The organism is Klebsiella oxytoca NBRC 105695, assembly GCF_001598695.1.
Taxonomy (GTDB): Bacteria; Pseudomonadota; Gammaproteobacteria; order Enterobacterales; family Enterobacteriaceae; genus Klebsiella; species Klebsiella oxytoca.
This window is the reverse complement of record NZ_BCZK01000014.1, coordinates 1-16,785: the sequence shown is the minus strand read 5'-3', so window position 1 is coordinate 16,785 and position 16,785 is coordinate 1. Positions and strand designations below refer to the sequence as shown.

15 protein-coding genes are annotated in these 16,785 nt (G+C 59.8%); 11 read left to right on the top strand and 4 right to left on the bottom strand.

Annotated elements, in window-relative coordinates; genetic code table 11:
* The first annotated feature begins 61 nt into the window (after positions 1-61).
* Entirely contained in the window at positions 62-847 is a 786-nt protein-coding gene (locus tag KO1_RS21170) for an SDR family oxidoreductase (RefSeq protein WP_004111223.1), read from the top strand.
* 74 nt (positions 848-921) lie between these two features.
* Entirely contained in the window at positions 922-1,503 is a 582-nt protein-coding gene (yqaB, locus tag KO1_RS21165; protein WP_017146391.1) for a fructose-1-phosphate/6-phosphogluconate phosphatase, read from the top strand.
* 145 nt (positions 1,504-1,648) lie between these two features.
* Here yqaB and KO1_RS27575 read toward each other — a convergent pair whose 3' ends face one another.
* Positions 1,649-1,801 (bottom strand): Hok/Gef family protein, encoded by a 153-nt coding sequence (locus KO1_RS27575; RefSeq protein WP_004100044.1) that lies wholly within the window; start codon positions 1,799-1,801, stop codon positions 1,649-1,651.
* 222 nt (positions 1,802-2,023) lie between these two features.
* Complete coding sequence (gene betT, locus KO1_RS21160; RefSeq protein ID WP_004100042.1) at positions 2,024-4,057, bottom strand: choline BCCT transporter BetT; 2,034 nt, start codon at positions 4,055-4,057, stop codon at positions 2,024-2,026.
* A 129-nt stretch (positions 4,058-4,186) separates the two neighbouring features.
* Here betT and betI point away from each other — a divergent pair, with 129 nt between their 5' ends.
* The 3 genes from betI to betA are packed head-to-tail and all read left to right on the top strand — an operon-like array spanning position 4,187 to position 7,942.
* Positions 4,187-4,780, top strand: a complete 594-nt coding sequence (gene betI, locus KO1_RS21155) for a transcriptional regulator BetI (protein WP_004111216.1) — start codon at positions 4,187-4,189, stop codon at positions 4,778-4,780.
* Positions 4,781-4,790: 10 nt separating this feature from the next.
* Positions 4,791-6,263 carry a betaine-aldehyde dehydrogenase gene (gene betB / locus KO1_RS21150; protein ID WP_017146392.1) on the top strand — a complete coding sequence of 491 codons (1,473 nt, stop codon included), beginning with the start codon at positions 4,791-4,793 and terminating at the stop codon, positions 6,261-6,263.
* Positions 6,264-6,277: 14 nt separating this feature from the next.
* Positions 6,278-7,942, top strand: a complete 1,665-nt coding sequence (gene betA / locus KO1_RS21145; protein WP_064407098.1) for a choline dehydrogenase — start codon at positions 6,278-6,280, stop codon at positions 7,940-7,942.
* A 139-nt stretch (positions 7,943-8,081) separates the two neighbouring features.
* Here the strand turns inward: betA and KO1_RS21140 are convergent, their stop codons facing one another.
* Complete coding sequence (locus KO1_RS21140) at positions 8,082-8,777, bottom strand: GNAT family N-acetyltransferase (protein ID WP_017146394.1); 696 nt, start codon at positions 8,775-8,777, stop codon at positions 8,082-8,084.
* Between the two features lie 209 nt (positions 8,778-8,986).
* Here KO1_RS21140 and KO1_RS21135 point away from each other — a divergent pair, with 209 nt between their 5' ends.
* The 5 genes from KO1_RS21135 (at position 8,987) to KO1_RS21115 (ending at position 14,122) form a co-directional block, all read left to right on the top strand.
* Positions 8,987-10,555 carry an ABC transporter substrate-binding protein gene (locus tag KO1_RS21135; RefSeq protein ID WP_004100036.1) on the top strand — a complete coding sequence of 523 codons (1,569 nt, stop codon included), beginning with the start codon at positions 8,987-8,989 and terminating at the stop codon, positions 10,553-10,555.
* Positions 10,556-10,719: 164 nt separating this feature from the next.
* A complete protein-coding gene (locus KO1_RS21130) occupies positions 10,720-11,769 on the top strand; it encodes an ABC transporter permease (protein WP_004100034.1) in 1,050 nt (349 codons plus the stop codon).
* Positions 11,769-12,602, top strand: coding sequence for an ABC transporter permease (locus KO1_RS21125; RefSeq protein ID WP_004100032.1), 834 nt, complete (start codon positions 11,769-11,771; stop codon positions 12,600-12,602). The genes KO1_RS21130 and KO1_RS21125 overlap by 1 nt, the downstream gene beginning before the upstream one ends.
* Positions 12,595-13,431, top strand: coding sequence for an ABC transporter ATP-binding protein (locus KO1_RS21120; RefSeq protein WP_023320527.1), 837 nt, complete (start codon positions 12,595-12,597; stop codon positions 13,429-13,431). The genes KO1_RS21125 and KO1_RS21120 overlap by 8 nt, the downstream gene beginning before the upstream one ends.
* Positions 13,418-14,122 (top strand): ABC transporter ATP-binding protein, encoded by a 705-nt coding sequence (locus KO1_RS21115; RefSeq protein WP_004100030.1) that lies wholly within the window; start codon positions 13,418-13,420, stop codon positions 14,120-14,122. The genes KO1_RS21120 and KO1_RS21115 overlap by 14 nt, the downstream gene beginning before the upstream one ends.
* 96 nt (positions 14,123-14,218) lie before the next feature.
* Here KO1_RS21115 and KO1_RS21110 read toward each other — a convergent pair whose 3' ends face one another.
* Positions 14,219-15,556 carry an aspartate aminotransferase family protein gene (locus KO1_RS21110; protein WP_004100029.1) on the bottom strand — a complete coding sequence of 446 codons (1,338 nt, stop codon included), beginning with the start codon at positions 15,554-15,556 and terminating at the stop codon, positions 14,219-14,221.
* Between the two features lie 182 nt (positions 15,557-15,738).
* Here KO1_RS21110 and KO1_RS21105 point away from each other — a divergent pair, with 182 nt between their 5' ends.
* Positions 15,739-16,503 carry an SDR family NAD(P)-dependent oxidoreductase gene (locus tag KO1_RS21105; protein ID WP_004100028.1) on the top strand — a complete coding sequence of 255 codons (765 nt, stop codon included), beginning with the start codon at positions 15,739-15,741 and terminating at the stop codon, positions 16,501-16,503.
* Positions 16,504-16,785 lie beyond the last annotated feature (282 nt).

The window sequence follows — 16,785 nt, the reverse complement described above, 5'->3', positions numbered from 1 at the left end:
GCCGCCTCCGGGAACGCCAACACCGGGCATGCTAAAGAATATTTTTTAGAGAGAAATAACTATGATCGCAAAAGATTTTGCCCAACAGCTATTTAATCTGCAGGACCGCGTAGCCTTTGTCACCGGCGCGGGCAGCGGTATCGGCCAGATGATTGCTTACGGACTCGCCAGCGCGGGGGCCCGGGTCGTTTGCTTCGATCTACGTGAAGACGGCGGTCTTGCTGAAACCGTCAAAAATATTGAGGCGATCGGCGGCGGAGCCTGTTTTTACACCGGCGATGTTCGTCAGCTTAGCGACCTACGCGCCGGCGTCGCGCTGGCGAAAAGCCGCTTTGGCCGCCTTGATGTCGCCGTAAACGCCGCCGGGATTGCTAATGCCAATCCGGCGCTGGAAATGGAAACCGAGCAGTGGCAGCGGGTTATCGATATTAACCTTACCGGCGTGTGGAACTCCTGTAAGGCGGAAGCCGAACTGATGCAGGAATCCGGCGGCGGCTCGATTATTAATATCGCTTCCATGTCCGGCATTATTGTTAACCGCGGCCTCGATCAGGCGCACTACAACTGCTCGAAAGCGGGCGTGATCCACCTGTCGAAAAGCCTCGCGATGGAGTGGATCGGCAAAGGGATCCGCGTTAACTCCATCAGCCCAGGCTACACCGCCACGCCGATGAACACCCGCCCTGAGATGGTTCATCAGACCCGCGAGTTCGAAAGCCAGACGCCGATCCAGCGCATGGCGAAGGTTGAAGAGATGGCCGGTCCGGCGCTGTTCCTTGCCAGCGACGCGGCATCATTCTGTACCGGGGTTGATCTGGTTGTCGATGGCGGCTTTGTCTGCTGGTAAGACGGTATAACAATGCGGGGAGCCTTCTCCGCATTTCCCTCCCTGACGATGATCACAGCACACAGGCAATCATTATGTATCGCCACTATCAGGCCCTGATTTTTGATATGGATGGCACGCTTTTTGACACCGAACCTTTGCACCGCAAAGCGTGGCTAAGCGTATTCGCTGCCGACAATATCGCCATTTCTGAAGAGGAGCTGATTCCGTTCAATGGTTCAGCGCCCTGGCAGGTGGCCAGCCAGCTTGTGGCTTTAAAAGGATTACGAGCCGATCCGTTCTCCCTGGCCGAGCGTAAAAAACAGGCGATCGAGAACTTGCTGCAGACGGTCGATATTCAGCTTTTACCGGCCATGAAGATTTTACAGCAGTGGCAGGGCAAAATTCCCCTGGCGCTGGGAACCGGAAGCGAACGTAGCACCGTGGATATACTGCTTGCACGCTTTCAATTAACTCAGCATTTCGCCGCTATCGTCTCCGCTGACCGGGTTAAAAATCATAAACCCGCCGCCGACACTTTTTTATTATGTGCCAGCGAGCTTAAGGTTCAGCCTGAACGCTGCCTGGTTTTTGAAGACTCACGATTTGGTATTGAAGCCGCAAAAAATGCAGGTATGGACGTGGTCGACGTCAATACTCTGACGCCTGCCAGATAAGCATTATGCAGGGTGGCGGCGCTTTTGCTTTTAACCGGTCTCTGTTCTCTCGCCGTCCATCCTGCTCCCGGATCAGCAGAAAAAAGGTGCCTTAAGGTTCCTTACCCAGCCTGCGGATAAGCGGGGATAGCTCCCCGCATACCGGCTACTTCTTCGTTTCGTAAGCGAGAACGGCCTTGAACTCCATACTACGTTCTTTGATGCTCAGCTCGCACAGCGAGTCGTGCACCATTAACGTCAATCCCAGCGCTGTCAGACACAGCACGATGATTGCCACCAGGGCGTATTTTGTCAGCATCTCGTTGCCTCCATGCGAAGAAGAGGCTACTATCCAACGTGCTAGGGTTGGATCGTGAGCCTCAGGTTGATGGGAACATCTCCTGGGGCTTCGTCTTTCTGAATCCTCACCTAAGCCTGAACGCAGAAAGCCTCAGGCACCCGCCGCCATCATACGCTTCCCTGCGCTTTTCACTGTATATTTAACCAGCTGCAATCCTTTTTCAGAAAACGTTTAGATAGCCTACATTCCGGGGAAGGTCACGCTGTTGCCCGGCGCTTCGCGATGCAGGTGGATAAAGTTCAAATGACGCTCGTACTGGTCAAGAATATCGGTAATGACCTGCTCTTTGCTGTAGTCCATCAGGTCGTTGCCCTGACTCCCTTCCAGCAGGAAGGTCTCCAGACGATAGTAGGTCGACTTCCCGCTGCGCGCCCGGTAGGTAAAGCCGGGAATGGAGTACTGCTGCGGCCAGATCTGATAAACAAAGTTCTGCTCGTCGCCCATATGCACCAGCAGGTCGAGATGGCCCAGGTTGTCCCCCTCTTCCGGCGGCAGGCTTTTCAGCTCGACGTAGGCGCCGCGCAGCTTCAGCTCCTGCGCCACCTCTTCCATCGCCGGGAAGCACACCGTCTCCATCATCTGGCGGGTATAGCGCGTGCCGGGATAGTTCATCAGCCGCGACAGGCGCTTCTTCCAGCTCAGGCGATCCTGCACGCCCAGCGGTCGCGGGGCGGTGTCGCGGTTGGCGCTCTCGCGGCGATAATCCTCAACCTTCAGCGACTTATATAACCCCGCCATCACGAAGAAGATCACGAAGCTAAACGGCAGCCCCATAATCACCGTCGCGTTCTGCAGGGCGGAAATGCCGTTAGTCATCAGCATCCCCAGGGTCAGCAGGCCGATAACCACCGACCAGAAGATCCGCAGCCAGTTTGGCGCATCGCTGTTGATATCCTTCAGCTTCGAGGTGAAGTTACCCAGCACCAGCGCCCCGGAATCCGCGGAGGTCACGTAAAACAGCAGGCCGGTAATCGTCGCCACCGAAGCGCTAAAGGTAAACGCCGGATACTGCGCCAGCAGGTTATAGAAGCCGCGCTCCGGGTGGGCGACCGCCTCGGCGGCGAAGGCCGCATTGCCGTGGATGATTTCATACAGCGCGCTATTGCCGAACACCGACAACCACAGCAGCGTAAAGGTGAACGGGATAATCAGCGTTCCCACCACAAACTGACGAATGGTGCGCCCGCGTGAAATACGCGCCAGGAACAGGCCGACAAATGGCGACCACGCCACCCACCACGCCCAGAAGAACAGGGTCCAGTTGTTCATCCACTCGACCGGACGATCGAAGGCGAAGCTGTTGAGGGTCATGCCCATAAAACGATTCACATAGTCGCCAACATTGAGCACCAGCGCGTTGAGCAGAAACTCGGTGTCGCCCATAAACAGGATAAACAGGATTAGCCCGAGGGCCAGCACCACGTTAAGCTCGGAAAGGATACGAATGCCTTTATCCACCCCGGAGGTCACGGAGATGGTGGCGATAATGACCGACAGCACGATCAGCGCCGCTTTCGCGCCCAGCGAGTCCGGAATATCAAACAGCACGCTGAGGCCGTAGTTTAGCTGCACCACGCCAATCCCGAGGGTGGTGGCGATACCAAAAATGGTGCCGATAACGGCGGCGATATCCACGCTGTGGCCGATTGGGCCATTAATCTTTTTGCCGAAGATCGGATAGAGCGCGGAGCGGATGGTCAGGGGTAAATTATAACGATAGCTAAAGTATCCCAGCGCCATCCCCATCAGGGCATACATCGACCAGCCGGTCAGCCCGTAGTGAAACAACGTCCATACCATCGCCTGGCGCGCCGCCTCCATGGTCTGCCCCGCCCCTTCCGGCGGCTGCATATACTGGGTCACCGGTTCGGCGACGGAGAAAAACATCAGGTCGATACCGATACCGGCGGCGAACAGCATTGCCGCCCAGCTCATGACGCTAAACTCCGGCTTCGAGTGCTCCGGCCCGAGCTTCACCGAACCGAAACGCGAGCAGGCGATGCACACCACAAACACGATATACAGCGTTGCCGCCAGCAAATAGTACCAGCCGAAGGTCTTTGAAACCCAGTTCAGGGTACGGCCAATCCAGGCCGCGGAAAAATCGCTGAAGAAGAGAGTCATCAGGGAAAACAACAAAATCAGTCCGGCGGAGGTATAAAAAACCACCGGATTGATTTTGTCCTTTTCTCTGCTCGGCGAAAGGTCTGTCATCCATTCTCCTTACTTTTTTTTGCAACTATTAAAACCAAAATCGGCAACAATTAAGACACATTTTATATTGAACGTCCAATCAAAAACCGCTTTAATAGATAAACAAAGCTGATGAATGGAGTCTGAGAAATGCCCAAACTGGGGATGCAACCGATACGGCAGCGGCAGCTGATTGACGCGACCCTGGCCGCCATCAATGAAGTGGGAATGCACGATGCCACCGTCGCGCAGATCGCCCGACGTGCTGGCGTATCGACCGGCATCATCAGCCACTATTTCAAAGATAAGAACGGCCTGCTGGAGGCGACGATGCGCGATATCACCGGCCAGCTGCGCCAGGCGGTGTTGAGCCGCCTGCACGCCCTGCCCGGGGCCGGCCCGCGGGAACGCCTGCGCGCCATCGTGGCCGGCAACTTCGACGAGAGTCAGATAAGCAGCGCGGCAATGAAGGCCTGGCTCGCCTTTTGGGCCAGCAGCATGCATCAGCCGATGCTCTATCGCCTGCAGCAGGTCAGCAGCCGACGACTGCTGTCGAATATCGTCTATGAGTTTCAGCGCGCCCTGCCGCGCGAAGAGGCGCAGGAGGCCGGATACGGTCTCGCCGCGCTGATCGACGGGCTGTGGCTACGCGCGGCGCTGAGCGGTAAACCGCTCGATAAAGCCCGCGCCGAAACGCTCGCCGAGCACTTCATCAGCAAATATCTGCCACCGACTTCTCAATAATGGAGGACCCATATCCCGAATGGCCGAACAGCAGCTTTACATCGACGGTGGTTATGTTTCCGCCACCAGCGGTAAAACCTTCGAGACGATTAACCCCGCCAACGGGGAAGTGCTGGCGACCGTCCAGGCCGCCGGCTGTGAAGACGTCGACCGGGCGGTAAAGAGCGCCCAAAAAGGGCAAAAAATCTGGGCGGCGATGAGCGCCATGGAACGTTCGCGCATTTTGCGTAAAGCGGTCGACATTCTGCGCGAGTGCAACGACGAACTGGCGCGTCTGGAAACTCTCGATACCGGCAAACCGCTGAGCGAAACCGCCGCCGTCGATATCGTCACCGGCGCTGATGTCCTGGAGTACTACGCGGGCCTGATCCCGGCGCTGGAAGGGAGCCAGATCCCGTTACGCGAAAGTTCATTCGTCTATACCCGCCGGGAACCGCTGGGCGTCGTCGCCGGGATCGGTGCCTGGAACTACCCGATCCAGATCGCCTTATGGAAATCAGCCCCGGCGCTGGCGGCCGGGAACGCGATGATCTTTAAGCCGAGTGAAGTCACCCCGCTCACCGCCCTGAAGCTGGCGGAAATTTACCGCGAAGCGGGACTCCCGGCGGGCGTATTTAACGTGCTGCCGGGCACCGGCGCCGAAACCGGCCAGTATCTCACCGAGCACCCGGACATCGCCAAAATCTCCTTTACCGGCGGCGTCGCCAGCGGCAAAAAAGTGATGGCCAACTCCGCCGCCTCCTCACTGAAGGAAGTGACTATGGAGCTGGGCGGAAAATCACCGCTGATCGTCTGCGAAGACGCCAACCTCGACCTCGCCGCCGACATCGCGATGATGGCTAACTTCTACAGTTCAGGCCAGGTCTGCACCAACGGCACCCGGGTATTCGTTCCGGCGCGCCTGAAAGCGGCATTTGAAGAGAAAGTCCTCGCCCGCGTGGCGCGTATCCGCCCCGGCGATCTGTTTGCTGAAAGCACCAACTTCGGACCGCTGGTGAGCTTCCCGCACCGCGAGAACGTGCTGCGCTACATCGAGACGGGTAAACAAGAAGGCGCGCGCCTGCTCTGCGGCGGCGAAGTGCTGAAAGGAGAAGGCTTCGACCACGGCGCGTGGGTCGCCCCGACGGTGTTTACCGACTGCGATGACCAGATGACCATCGTCCGCGAAGAGATCTTCGGCCCGGTGATGTCGATTCTGAGTTACGACGATGAGGAAGAAGCGGTTCGCCGCGCCAATGCCACCGAATACGGCCTCGCCGCTGGCGTCGTCACGCCGGATTTAAACCGCGCCCATCGTCTGATTCATCGGCTGGAGGCCGGGATCTGCTGGATCAACACCTGGGGCGAATCCCCTGCGGAGATGCCGGTCGGCGGCTACAAGCACTCCGGGATTGGCCGCGAAAACGGCGTACAGACGCTGCACAGCTACACCCAGATAAAATCCATCCAGGTTGAGATGGGTCCGTTTCAATCCATATTTTAACCAGGAGGTCATTTTTGCAGTTTGACTACATTATTATTGGTGCCGGTTCCGCCGGCAACGTACTGGCTACACGACTGACGGAAGATCCTGACACCACCGTCCTGCTGCTGGAAGCGGGCGGCCCGGATTACCGTTTCGACTTCCGCACCCAGATGCCCGCCGCGCTGGCGTTTCCTCTACAGGGGCGTCGCTATAACTGGGCCTACGAGACCGAGCCTGAACCGCATATGAACCATCGCCGCATGGAGTGCGGACGCGGTAAGGGACTCGGCGGATCCTCGTTAATCAACGGCATGTGCTATATCCGCGGCAACGCTATGGATCTTGATAACTGGGCCTCGGCGCCGGGGCTTGAGCACTGGAGCTACCTGGACTGCCTGCCCTATTACCGCAAAGCAGAATCCCGCGATATCGGCGCCAACGATTACCACGGCGGCGACGGCCCGGTCAGCGTCACCACGCCAAAGCAGGGCAATAATCCGCTGTTCCACGCGATGATTGAAGCTGGCGTACAAGCTGGCTATCCGCGCACCGACGATCTTAACGGCTACCAGCAGGAGGGATTTGGCCCGATGGATCGTACCGTGACGCCGCAGGGACGCCGCGCCAGCACCGCGCGCGGCTATCTCGACCAGGCGCGCGCGCGTCCCAATCTGACTATTCGCACCCATGCGCTGACCGATCATATTATTTTTGCCGGCAAGCGCGCCGTCGGCGTCGAGTGGCTGGAGGGCGACAGCACCGCGCCGTCGAAAGCGACCGCCAATAAAGAAGTGCTGCTCTGCGCGGGGGCTATCGCTTCGCCGCAAATTCTGCAGCGATCCGGCGTCGGCAGCCCGGAACTGTTGCGCCAGTTCGATATTCCGCTGGTACACGCCCTGCCGGGCGTCGGGGAAAACTTGCAGGATCATCTGGAGATGTATCTGCAGTACGAATGCAAAGAGCCGGTGTCGCTTTACCCGGCGCTGCAGTGGTGGAACCAGCCGAAAATCGGCGCCGAATGGCTATTCGGCGGAACCGGCATCGGCGCCAGCAACCAGTTTGAAGCGGGCGGATTTATTCGCAGCCGGGAAGCCTTTACGTGGCCGAATATTCAGTATCACTTCCTGCCGGTCGCGATTAACTACAACGGCTCAAACGCGGTGAAAGAGCACGGCTTCCAGTGCCACGTTGGCTCTATGCGCTCCCCGAGTCGCGGCCACGTGCGGCTGAAATCGCGCGATCCGCACGAACATCCGGCGATTCTGTTTAACTATATGTCCAGCGAACAGGACTGGCAGGAGTTTCGCGATGCGATTCGGATTACCCGCGAAATCATGCATCAGCCGGCGCTGGATAACTATCGCGGCCGGGAGATCAGCCCGGGTGCGGAGTGCCAGAGCGATGCCGAGCTGGAAGAGTTCGTGCGCAATCATGCGGAAACCGCCTTCCATCCGTGCGGCACCTGTAAAATGGGCTATGACGAGATGGCGGTGGTCGATGGCGAAGGTCGGGTTCACGGACTGGAAGGCCTGCGCGTGGTCGACGCCTCGATCATGCCGCAGATTATTACCGGCAACCTTAACGCGACCACAATTATGATTGGCGAAAAAATGGCTGATGCCATTCGTGGCCGTCAGCCGCTGCCGAAGAGCACGGCGGCGTATTACGTGGCGAACGGCGCGCCGGTTCGCCGGTAAGAGGCGGTTCCCGTCACCCCGCCCTCTCCCCAACGGGGCGAGGGCGAAAACCGCATCAGTAGCCCCCTCAGGCCCTGTGCCGGGAGGCAACGTTTGCGCCGAACGGCTCCCTCTCCCTCTCCATCCGGGAGAGGGAAAACTAGCGAAAATCTTCCAGCCGCTTTATCTGCCATCCATTAGCATCAAAATTCTCCGGCGCCAGCCAGGCCCGCAGCGCCGCATCGCGCGCGGGCCATTCGCTGTCAATAATCGACAGCATATCGCTATCGCGGGTTCGTCCTTTACGCACCATCCTCTGGCGAAGTCGTCCTTCCCAGGTGAATCCCAGTCGGTCGGCGGCGCGGCGGGAAGCAATATTCATTGAATCGCACTTCCACTCCAGTCGACGATAGCCATGGGCAAAACCATTTTGCAGCAGCAGCCAGACCGCCTCGGTGCCGAGCGGCGTATTTTTCATCGCCCGCGACCAGGTGACGTGGCCAATCTCCACCGTGCCCATCGCCCGCTCAATCGCCATATAGCTGACCAGCCCGACGGCTCGCTCGCAGCGCAGATCGACAACCGCGTAGGGCACCAGTCCGTCATCCATAACCTTGCCGGTGATCCAGTTCGCCGTTGACTCAACGCTCTGCGGACGCGTGCTCGCCAGCCACGTCCAGTCACTGTCGTCGCCGAGAGCATAGGCAGCAAACAGATCCGCCGCGTGCCGGTCGGTATCCAGCGGCTCCAGTCGGCAATAGCGGCCATTTAACGCCGTGCGGCGCAGAAACCCCGCCCCCCGCCACCCGGGCACGCGATCGTTGACCTGCTGACCAAATTCATTAATTTCCGGCACGCTTATCCCTCCCGTATTGTTATCAAATTGTTATAGCAAGAAAGCCGAACGGGCGGAAGATGCCCGGTACGATCGATCGTCATAACCCATTGGTCTTGCTTATGCTTTTTAAGCATAAACTTAGCCGATCTTTGACTTTACGCCCGTAATTAAGCGGCCTAACGTAGCGAAACATCAATAATCACAATAACTTTTTTCAGGGATCGCATATGACTAAAAAACTGCTGCCGCTGCTGGCGCTCGCCGCGTTATCCGCCGCCGTTCACGCCGCCACGCCGCCGGGGACCCTTGTGGTCGCCCAGGGCCTCGACGATATCGTCAGCCTCGACCCGGCGGAAGCCAACGAGCTCTCCAGCATCCAGACGGTACCGAGCCTTTATCAGCGTCTGGTGCAGCCGGACCGCGATAACCCTGAAAAAATCACCCCGATCCTGGCCGAAAGCTGGCAGGCCGATCCGGCGGCGAAAACGCTGACCATCAAGCTAAAGCCCGACGCCAAATTCGCCTCCGGTAACCCGCTACGCCCGGAAGATGTCATTTACTCATACACCCGCGCGGTCACCCTGAACAAATCGCCGGCGTTTATTCTTAACGTCCTCGGCTGGCAGCCGGATAACATCGCCAGCCAGTTGAAGAAGGTAGACGACCATACCCTCACGCTACGCTGGACTGCCGACGTCAGCCCGGCGGTGGCGCTGAATATTCTCTCCACGCCGATCGCCTCTATCGTCGATGAGAAACAGGTCGCCCCGAACGCCAAAGATAACGACTTCGGCAACGGCTGGCTGAAAATGCACTCGGCGGGCAGCGGCGCGTATAAAATGCGGGTCTATCAGCCGCATCAGGCCATCGTGCTGGAGGCCAACAGCAGCGCACCCGGCGGCGCGCCGAAGCTGAAAAGCATCATCATTAAAAACGTTCCGGACCCGGCCTCACGTCGTCTTCTCATCCAGCAGGGTGATGCTGACGTGGCGCGCGATCTCGGCGCCGACCAGATTGCGGCTCTGCAGGGTAAAGCGGGCGTCAAGGTTCTCAGCATCCCCTCCGCTGAGCAGAACTATCTGGTCTTTAATACCGGCAACAGCGCTAACCCGCTGCTGAAAAACCCGGCCTTCTGGGAAGCGGCGCGCTGGCTGGTGGATTACAACGGCATCACGAAAGATTTGCTGAAAGGGCAATATTTCGTCCATCAGAGCTTCCTGCCGGTCGGCCTGCCGGGCGCGCTGGAAAATAACCCGTTTACATTCAACCCGCAAAAAGCCAAAGACATCCTCGCTAAAGCGGGCATTAAAGAGGCGCATTTCACCCTCGACGTCGAAAACAAGCCGCCGTTTATCACTATTGCTCAGTCGATGCAGGCGAGCTTCGCCCAGGGCGGCGTGAAGGTGGATTTGCTGCCGGCCGCGGGTAGCCAGGTCTATGCTCGCGTGCGCGCCAAACAGCATCAGGCGGCGATTCGGCTGTGGATCCCTGACTATTTCGACGCCCACTCTAACGCCAGCGCCTTTGCCTACAACGACGGTAAATCCAGTACCGTCGCCGGGCTAAACGGCTGGCAGATCCCGGAGCTGAATAAAGCGACCCTGGCGGCAGTCGCCGAGCCGGACGCAGCGAAGCGCCAGGATCTGTATAAAAACATTCAGGAGGAACTGCAGCGCAATTCGCCTTACGTGTTTATCGATCAGGGTAAAACCCAGATTGTGGTTCGCGATAACGTGAAGGGTTATCAGCAGGGTCTCAATGCCGATATGGTGTGGTATGACCGGGTAACCAAATAACGCCTGGGGCAGGTACGATCAGGTAGCCCGGACAGGCGCAACGCGCCGCCTCCGGGAACGCAGGCCCCGATACCTTATGTTTTCCCGTTGGCGCTGCGCTGACCGGGCTACAACAACAGATCGCACCAGCTGATAACACTGTACTTTTTACCAACGGAATAACCATGTCTGCTGTTTTACCTCCCCGAGCAGAGCGGCGCGCAAAACGCCCCCTGCTCGCGCTGTTTCAGGGACTGCTGACGCTGGCCCTGACGCTGCTCGGCCTGCTGCTGGTGACCTTTGCGCTCTCTGCGCTGTCGCCGGTTGATCGGGTGCTGCAAATCGTCGGCGACCACGCCAGTCAGTCCACCTATGACCAGGTACGCCACCAGCTCGGCCTCGACCAGCCGTTGCCGCTGCAGTTCTGGCACTATCTGCTGAATCTCGCCCACGGCGATCTTGGAATCGCCAGCTCAACCGGCCAGCCGGTGCTGCACGACCTGCTCGCCGCTTTCCCGGCAACCCTTGAGCTGGCCACGTTGGCGTTGATTATCGGCGCGCTGTCGGGCGTTATCGCAGGCGTTCTCTGCGCCCGCTACGTCGGCTCGCCGTGGGATCTGGCGATGCGCACCTTTACGCTGCTCGGCAACTCGGTGCCGATCTTCTGGCTCGGCCTGCTGATGCTGGCGCTGTTTTACGCCAAACTGCAGTGGACGCCGGGGCCGGGGCGGCTGGACGATATTTATCAATACACCGTCGAACCGCGCACCGGCTTTGCGCTCATTGATACCTGGCTCTCGGGTGATAAAGAGGCGGTTAAAAACGCCGCCGGGCACCTGCTGCTGCCGGTGCTGCTGCTGGCCTATTACTCTCTGGCGAGCATCACCCGCCTGACCCGTTCCGCCTGCCTGAGCGAAATGAACAAAGAGTACATCCTGCTGGCGCGCGCCAAAGGGGCCGGTGAGATGACGATTCTGCTGCGTCACGTCCTGCCCAATATCCGCGGCACCCTGCTGACGGTGACCGCCCTCGCCTGGACCTCCATGCTGGAAGGGGCGGTGTTGACCGAAACCGTCTTCTCCTGGCCGGGAATTGGCCGCTATCTGACCACCGCGCTCTTTGCCGGCGATACCACGGCGATTATGGGCGGTACGCTGCTGATCGGCGCGAGCTTTGTGCTGATTAATAACCTCACCGACCTGCTGGTGCGGCTGACCGATCCGAGGATACGCTGATGCCTGGCTACCTTTTTTTACGCCGCCTGCGCCGTTCTCCCGCCGCCTTTTGCGGTCTGATCATCATTACGTTACTCCTGCTGACTGCGCTCTTTGCGCCCTGGCTGGCTCCGCTCGACCCGAACTGGCAGGACGCCGCCGCGCGGCTGCAGGGTCCGGGCGCGCGGCACTGGCTCGGCACCGACAGCTACGGTCGCGATCTTCTCTCAAGGCTGATTTTCGGCACCCGTCCGGCGCTGGGGCTGGTTGCGCTGGTGACGGCGATTACGCTCCCCGCCGGTCTGCTGGTGGGGATCCTGTCCGGCTATTACGGCGGCTGGCTGGAGCGCGTGCTGATGCGTTTTACCGACGTGGTAATGTCGATGCCGCGGCTGATTCTGGCCTTCGCGTTTGTCGCGATGCTCGGCCCGGGCCTGGTGAACGGCGCCCTGGCGCTGGCGCTAACGACCTGGCCCGCTTACGCCCGTCAGGCGCGCAGCGAAATTCAGCGCCTGCGCCACAGCGACTATCTGGCGGCGGCGGAGATGATGGGCATTCGCGGCTGGCGTCTGCTGATTGGCCATATTCTGCCGCTCTGTCTGCCCTCGGCGATCGTCCGGCTGGCGCTGGATCTAGCCGGGATTATTCTCGCCGCTGCCGGTCTCGGCTTCCTTGGTCTCGGCGCCCGCCCGCCAATGGCGGAATGGGGCGCGATGATCGCTGACGGCATGCAGGTCATTTTTGACCAGTGGTGGATCGCCGCCGCCCCTGGCGCCGTCATCCTGATCGCCAGCCTGGCGTTTAACCTGCTGGGCGATGGCCTGCGCGACGTTCTGGAGCCGCAACATGACTGATACTCGTCTGATCGTTCAGGGACTGACCATCGACTATCCCACCGCCAGAGTGGTGGACCATTTAAGCTTCACGCTCGGCAACGAGCGGCTGGCGCTGGTCGGCGAATCCGGTTCCGGTAAATCCATGACCGCACGCGCCCTGATGGGGCTGGTCCGCCGGCCCGGCGTCGTCAGCGCCGATGCGCTCAACGTGCTGGGGCGCGACGCATTAACCCTTCGCGAGCGCGGCTGGCGCGCGCTACGCGGCAACAATATTGCGATGGTGCTGCAGGATCCGCGCTACGCGCTCAATCCGGTAAAAAGCATTCAGGCGCAGCTGGAAGAGGCATTAACTCTGCATCAGCGCCTTAGCCGCCGCGCGCGGCTGGAGGCGGTCAAAGCCGCCGTTGCCGCCGTCGGTCTGGATTTACCGGTACTCAACCGCTATCCTGGCGAACTCTCCGGCGGGATGGGCCAGCGGGTGATGATTGCCCTTGCGCTGCTCAATAATCCGCAGGTGCTGATCGCCGATGAGCCCACTTCAGCCCTCGATGCCCGACTGCGCAATCAGATCCTTGAACTGCTGGTAGAGCAGTGCGAACAGCGGCGGATGGCGATGCTGTTGATTAGCCACGACCTGCCGCTGGTGGCCGAGCACTGCCAGCGGGTGCTGGTCCTGTATCAAGGGAAAAAGGTCGATGAGATGGCGGCGCGAGATCTGCCGACGGCGACGCATCCCTACACCCGTACGCTCTGGACCTGTCGCCCGGCCGCGCAAACTTACGGTCAGATGCTGCCGACCCTCGACCGAACCCTGAACTTGACGGAGGCGGCGCATGGCAATCGTTAATCTCAACAATCTACAGGTGAATTTTGCTGAAAAAACCGCGGTGTCCGCCGCCAGCTTTGCCGTTGATGCAGGGGAAACGTTCAGCCTGATCGGCGCATCCGGCTGCGGAAAATCAACGATTCTCCGGGTATTAGCCGGGCTGCAGCGGGACTGGCGCGGCCGCGTTGAACTGTTCGATAAGGCCATTACGCCGGGCGCGCGTTTTCAGGGCGAACTGCGGCGCAACGTACAGATGGTGTTTCAGGACCCGTACGCCTCGCTGCATCCCAATCATACGCTATGGCGTACGCTGGCGGAGCCGCTGAAAATTCACGCTATCGGCGAGATCGAGCAGCGGGTGTCCACCGCCCTGGAAGAGGTGGGGCTGCCTGCCGACGCCGCGCGCCGCTATCCGCACCAGCTTTCCGGCGGCCAGCGCCAGCGGGTGGCGATTGCTCGCGCGCTGCTGCTGCGGCCAAAGATTCTGCTGCTGGATGAGCCAACGTCGGCGCTGGATATGTCGGTGCAGGCGGAAATACTGAATCTGCTCAATCGGCTAAAGCAGGAGCACGGAATGACCTATCTGCTGGTCAGCCACGATGCCGATGTGATTGCCCATATGTCGGACCGGGCAGCGTTTATGGCGGAAGGCGTGATTCAGCGCTTCTTTGACCGCGAAGCGCTGGCGAACGGCGAACATCGGTTAGACTGAAAACCCGCCCCCGCTTGCGGGGCTACGGGTTCGCCGCCATCTGCGAGAAGGTCGCCCGGGTAAGGCGTTTACGCCGCAACCCGGGAAATCATCCCCTTACTGAGCCAGGTTCGCGAAGCGGGCGAATACCGCATCAAAAATCGCCAGGCCTTTTGCCACCTGCCCGGCGCTGATGGTGCACGGCGGCACCACATGAATGCGGTTCTCCACCACAAACGCCAGCAGGCCGGCTTCGGTTAACGCGCCTTTAATGGCCGCCATATCGGCAGCGCCCAGCGGCGTTTTATGTTCGCGGCTGCTGACCAGCTCCAGCGCCTGGAACAGACCGCGGCCGCGCACGTTGCCGATAATCGCGTGCTTCTCCGCCAGCGCCTCCAGCCCCGGACGCAGCACCTCGTTGCCGATGGTCGCCGCGTTCTCCACCACCTTCTCTTCCTTCATCGCGTCAATGGTGGCGACAATCGCCGCCATCGCCAGCGGATGGCCGGAATAGGTCAGCCCCCCGGCAAAGAAATGGTCATCAAAGTAGCGGGCGATTGGCTCGCTAATCAGCACGCCGCCGGCCGGGACGTAGCCCGCATTGACCCCTTTGGCGAAAGTCACCAGATCCGGCACCACGCCATCCTGCTCGAAGGCAAACCAACTCCCGGTACGACCAAAACCGGCCATCACTTCATCAAGGATCAGCACAATACCGAACTCATCGGCCAGCGCCCGCACCCCCTGCATATAGCCCTCGGGCGGGACAAGAATCCCGGCGGTGCCCGGAATCGACTCCAGCAGAATCGCGGCTATCGCGTTCGGGCCTTCGCATTCAATCATCCGCCGCAGATGGGCCAGCGCGCGCTGGCACTCCTCCTCTTCCGTCGCGGCGTTAAATTCGCTGCGATAGAGGTAGGGATTGAAAAAGTGTACGTGCCCGCGGGAATACTCGTTCGGCACCCGGCGCCAGTCGCCGGTGGCGGCAATGGCGCTGCCGGTGTTGCCGTGATAGGAGCGATAGGCAGAGAGCACTTTATCGCGCCCGGTGTAGAGCCGCGCCATGCGGATGGCGTTCTCGTTGGCGTCGGCGCCGGCGTTGGTGAAGAACACTTTGCTAAAGCCTTCCGGCGCCAGATCGACGATGCGCTTCGCCGCTTCGCCGCGGGCGAGGTTGGCAGTGGCGGGCGCGATGGTCACCAGCTCTTCCAGTTGGGCTTTCATCGCCGCCAGCACGCGCGGATGCTGATAGCCAATGTTGACGTTGACCAGCTGGCTGCTGAAATCCAGGTAAGTATTGCCTTCGTAATCCCACAGCTCGCAGCCTTTAGCCCCGGCGATCACCAGCGGATGTAAATTGCCCTGCATCGACCATGAATGAAACACATAAGCGCGATCCAGCTGCCGAACTTCATCATTGCTTATCGCTACCTCGTTCTGTAGTGCCAGCTTCATACCCTGCCCTCTCTCATGTCGTTGTTGTTGGCCTCATCATTGGTCGTTCAGGGCAGAAACGGATAGAGCCAGTCAGGCGAAAATGATGTGACACCGTGTCACATCGCCGCGCGCCGACTGGCTCTGTGCCCGCGCGCGCGGGGTTTTTATAGTGGGAGCGACAACCTGCACAGGAGAATGAAATGGCAACGAGCAAAGTGGTGTTTATTACCGGGGCGACCTCGGGTTTTGGGGAAGCAGCGGCGCAGGTCTTCGCCGATGCGGGCTGGTCGCTGGTGCTGAGCGGACGCCGTTTTGAGCGGCTGAAGGCGCTACAGGATAAGCTCGCCTCGCAGGTGCCGGTGCACATTATCGAACTCGACGTCCGCGATAGCGATGCGGTCGCCGGGGCCGTGGCGGCGCTGCCCGCTGAATTCGCCGATATCACGACGCTGATTAACAACGCCGGGCTGGCGCTGTCGCCGCAGCCCGCGCAGAAAGTGGATCTGGACGACTGGAAAACGATGATCGACACCAATGTCACCGGGCTGGTCAACGTGACCCATGCCCTGCTACCGACGCTGATTCGTCACGGCGCGGGGGCGAGCATCATCAATATTGGCTCTATCGCCGGGCAGTGGCCCTATCCCGGCAGCCACGTCTACGGCGCCAGTAAGGCTTTCGTGAAGCAGTTCAGCTATAACCTGCGCTGCGATCTGCTCGGGACCGGGGTGCGCGTGACCGATCTCGCGCCGGGTATTGCCGAAACGGAATTTACCCTGGTGCGCACCAAAGGCGACCAGGCGGCGTCGGACAATCTGTATCGAGGCACCACGCCGCTGAGCGCGCGGGATATTGCCGAACAGATGTTTTATATCGCCACCCTGCCGGACCATATGAACATTAACCGGGTCGAGGTAATGCCGGTACGTCAAGCTTGGCAGCCGTTCGCGATCGATCGGGATTGAGGTTTGGTAGGGAGGAGAGGCGCGTCAAGCGCCGCGCCCGGGAGAGTTTCATGCAGCTACGGATATGTCTCTGAAACAACGTGATATGCAGCGATGCCCTGGCCCCCGCTGAAATCGGCGAACCGGAGGGCCGAAGACAAGGGCTGGCCGCCAGGGATGGCGGACAGAGGCGAATCGAGACACGACAAAATTGCCTGGAGCAATTTTGAACAGCGCTTGCGCTGGCCCCGTAGGGGCGAGTCCCAGGGATGGGACGAGTAAGGTCGAGTTGAGCCGACCGCA

Bases quoted from the DNA above. Each gene is read 5' to 3' on its own strand.
- KO1_RS21130 (WP_004100034.1), top strand. From the start codon at position 10,720: ATGTCTGCTGTTTTACCTCCCCGAGCAGAGCGGCGCGCAAAACGCCCC.
- KO1_RS21120 (WP_023320527.1), top strand. From the start codon at position 12,595: ATGACTGATACTCGTCTGATCGTTCAGGGACTGACCATCGACTATCCC.
- betT (WP_004100042.1), bottom strand. From the start codon at position 4,057: ATGACAGACCTTTCGCCGAGCAGAGAAAAGGACAAAATCAATCCGGTG.
- KO1_RS21115 (WP_004100030.1), top strand. From the start codon at position 13,418: ATGGCAATCGTTAATCTCAACAATCTACAGGTGAATTTTGCTGAAAAA.
- KO1_RS21105 (WP_004100028.1), top strand. From the start codon at position 15,739: ATGGCAACGAGCAAAGTGGTGTTTATTACCGGGGCGACCTCGGGTTTT.
- KO1_RS21135 (WP_004100036.1), top strand. From the start codon at position 8,987: ATGACTAAAAAACTGCTGCCGCTGCTGGCGCTCGCCGCGTTATCCGCC.
- KO1_RS21110 (WP_004100029.1), bottom strand. From the start codon at position 15,556: ATGAAGCTGGCACTACAGAACGAGGTAGCGATAAGCAATGATGAAGTT.
- KO1_RS27575 (WP_004100044.1), bottom strand. From the start codon at position 1,801: ATGCTGACAAAATACGCCCTGGTGGCAATCATCGTGCTGTGTCTGACA.
- betI (WP_004111216.1), top strand. From the start codon at position 4,187: ATGCCCAAACTGGGGATGCAACCGATACGGCAGCGGCAGCTGATTGAC.
- KO1_RS21170 (WP_004111223.1), top strand. From the start codon at position 62: ATGATCGCAAAAGATTTTGCCCAACAGCTATTTAATCTGCAGGACCGC.
- yqaB (WP_017146391.1), top strand. From the start codon at position 922: ATGTATCGCCACTATCAGGCCCTGATTTTTGATATGGATGGCACGCTT.
- KO1_RS21125 (WP_004100032.1), top strand. From the start codon at position 11,769: ATGCCTGGCTACCTTTTTTTACGCCGCCTGCGCCGTTCTCCCGCCGCC.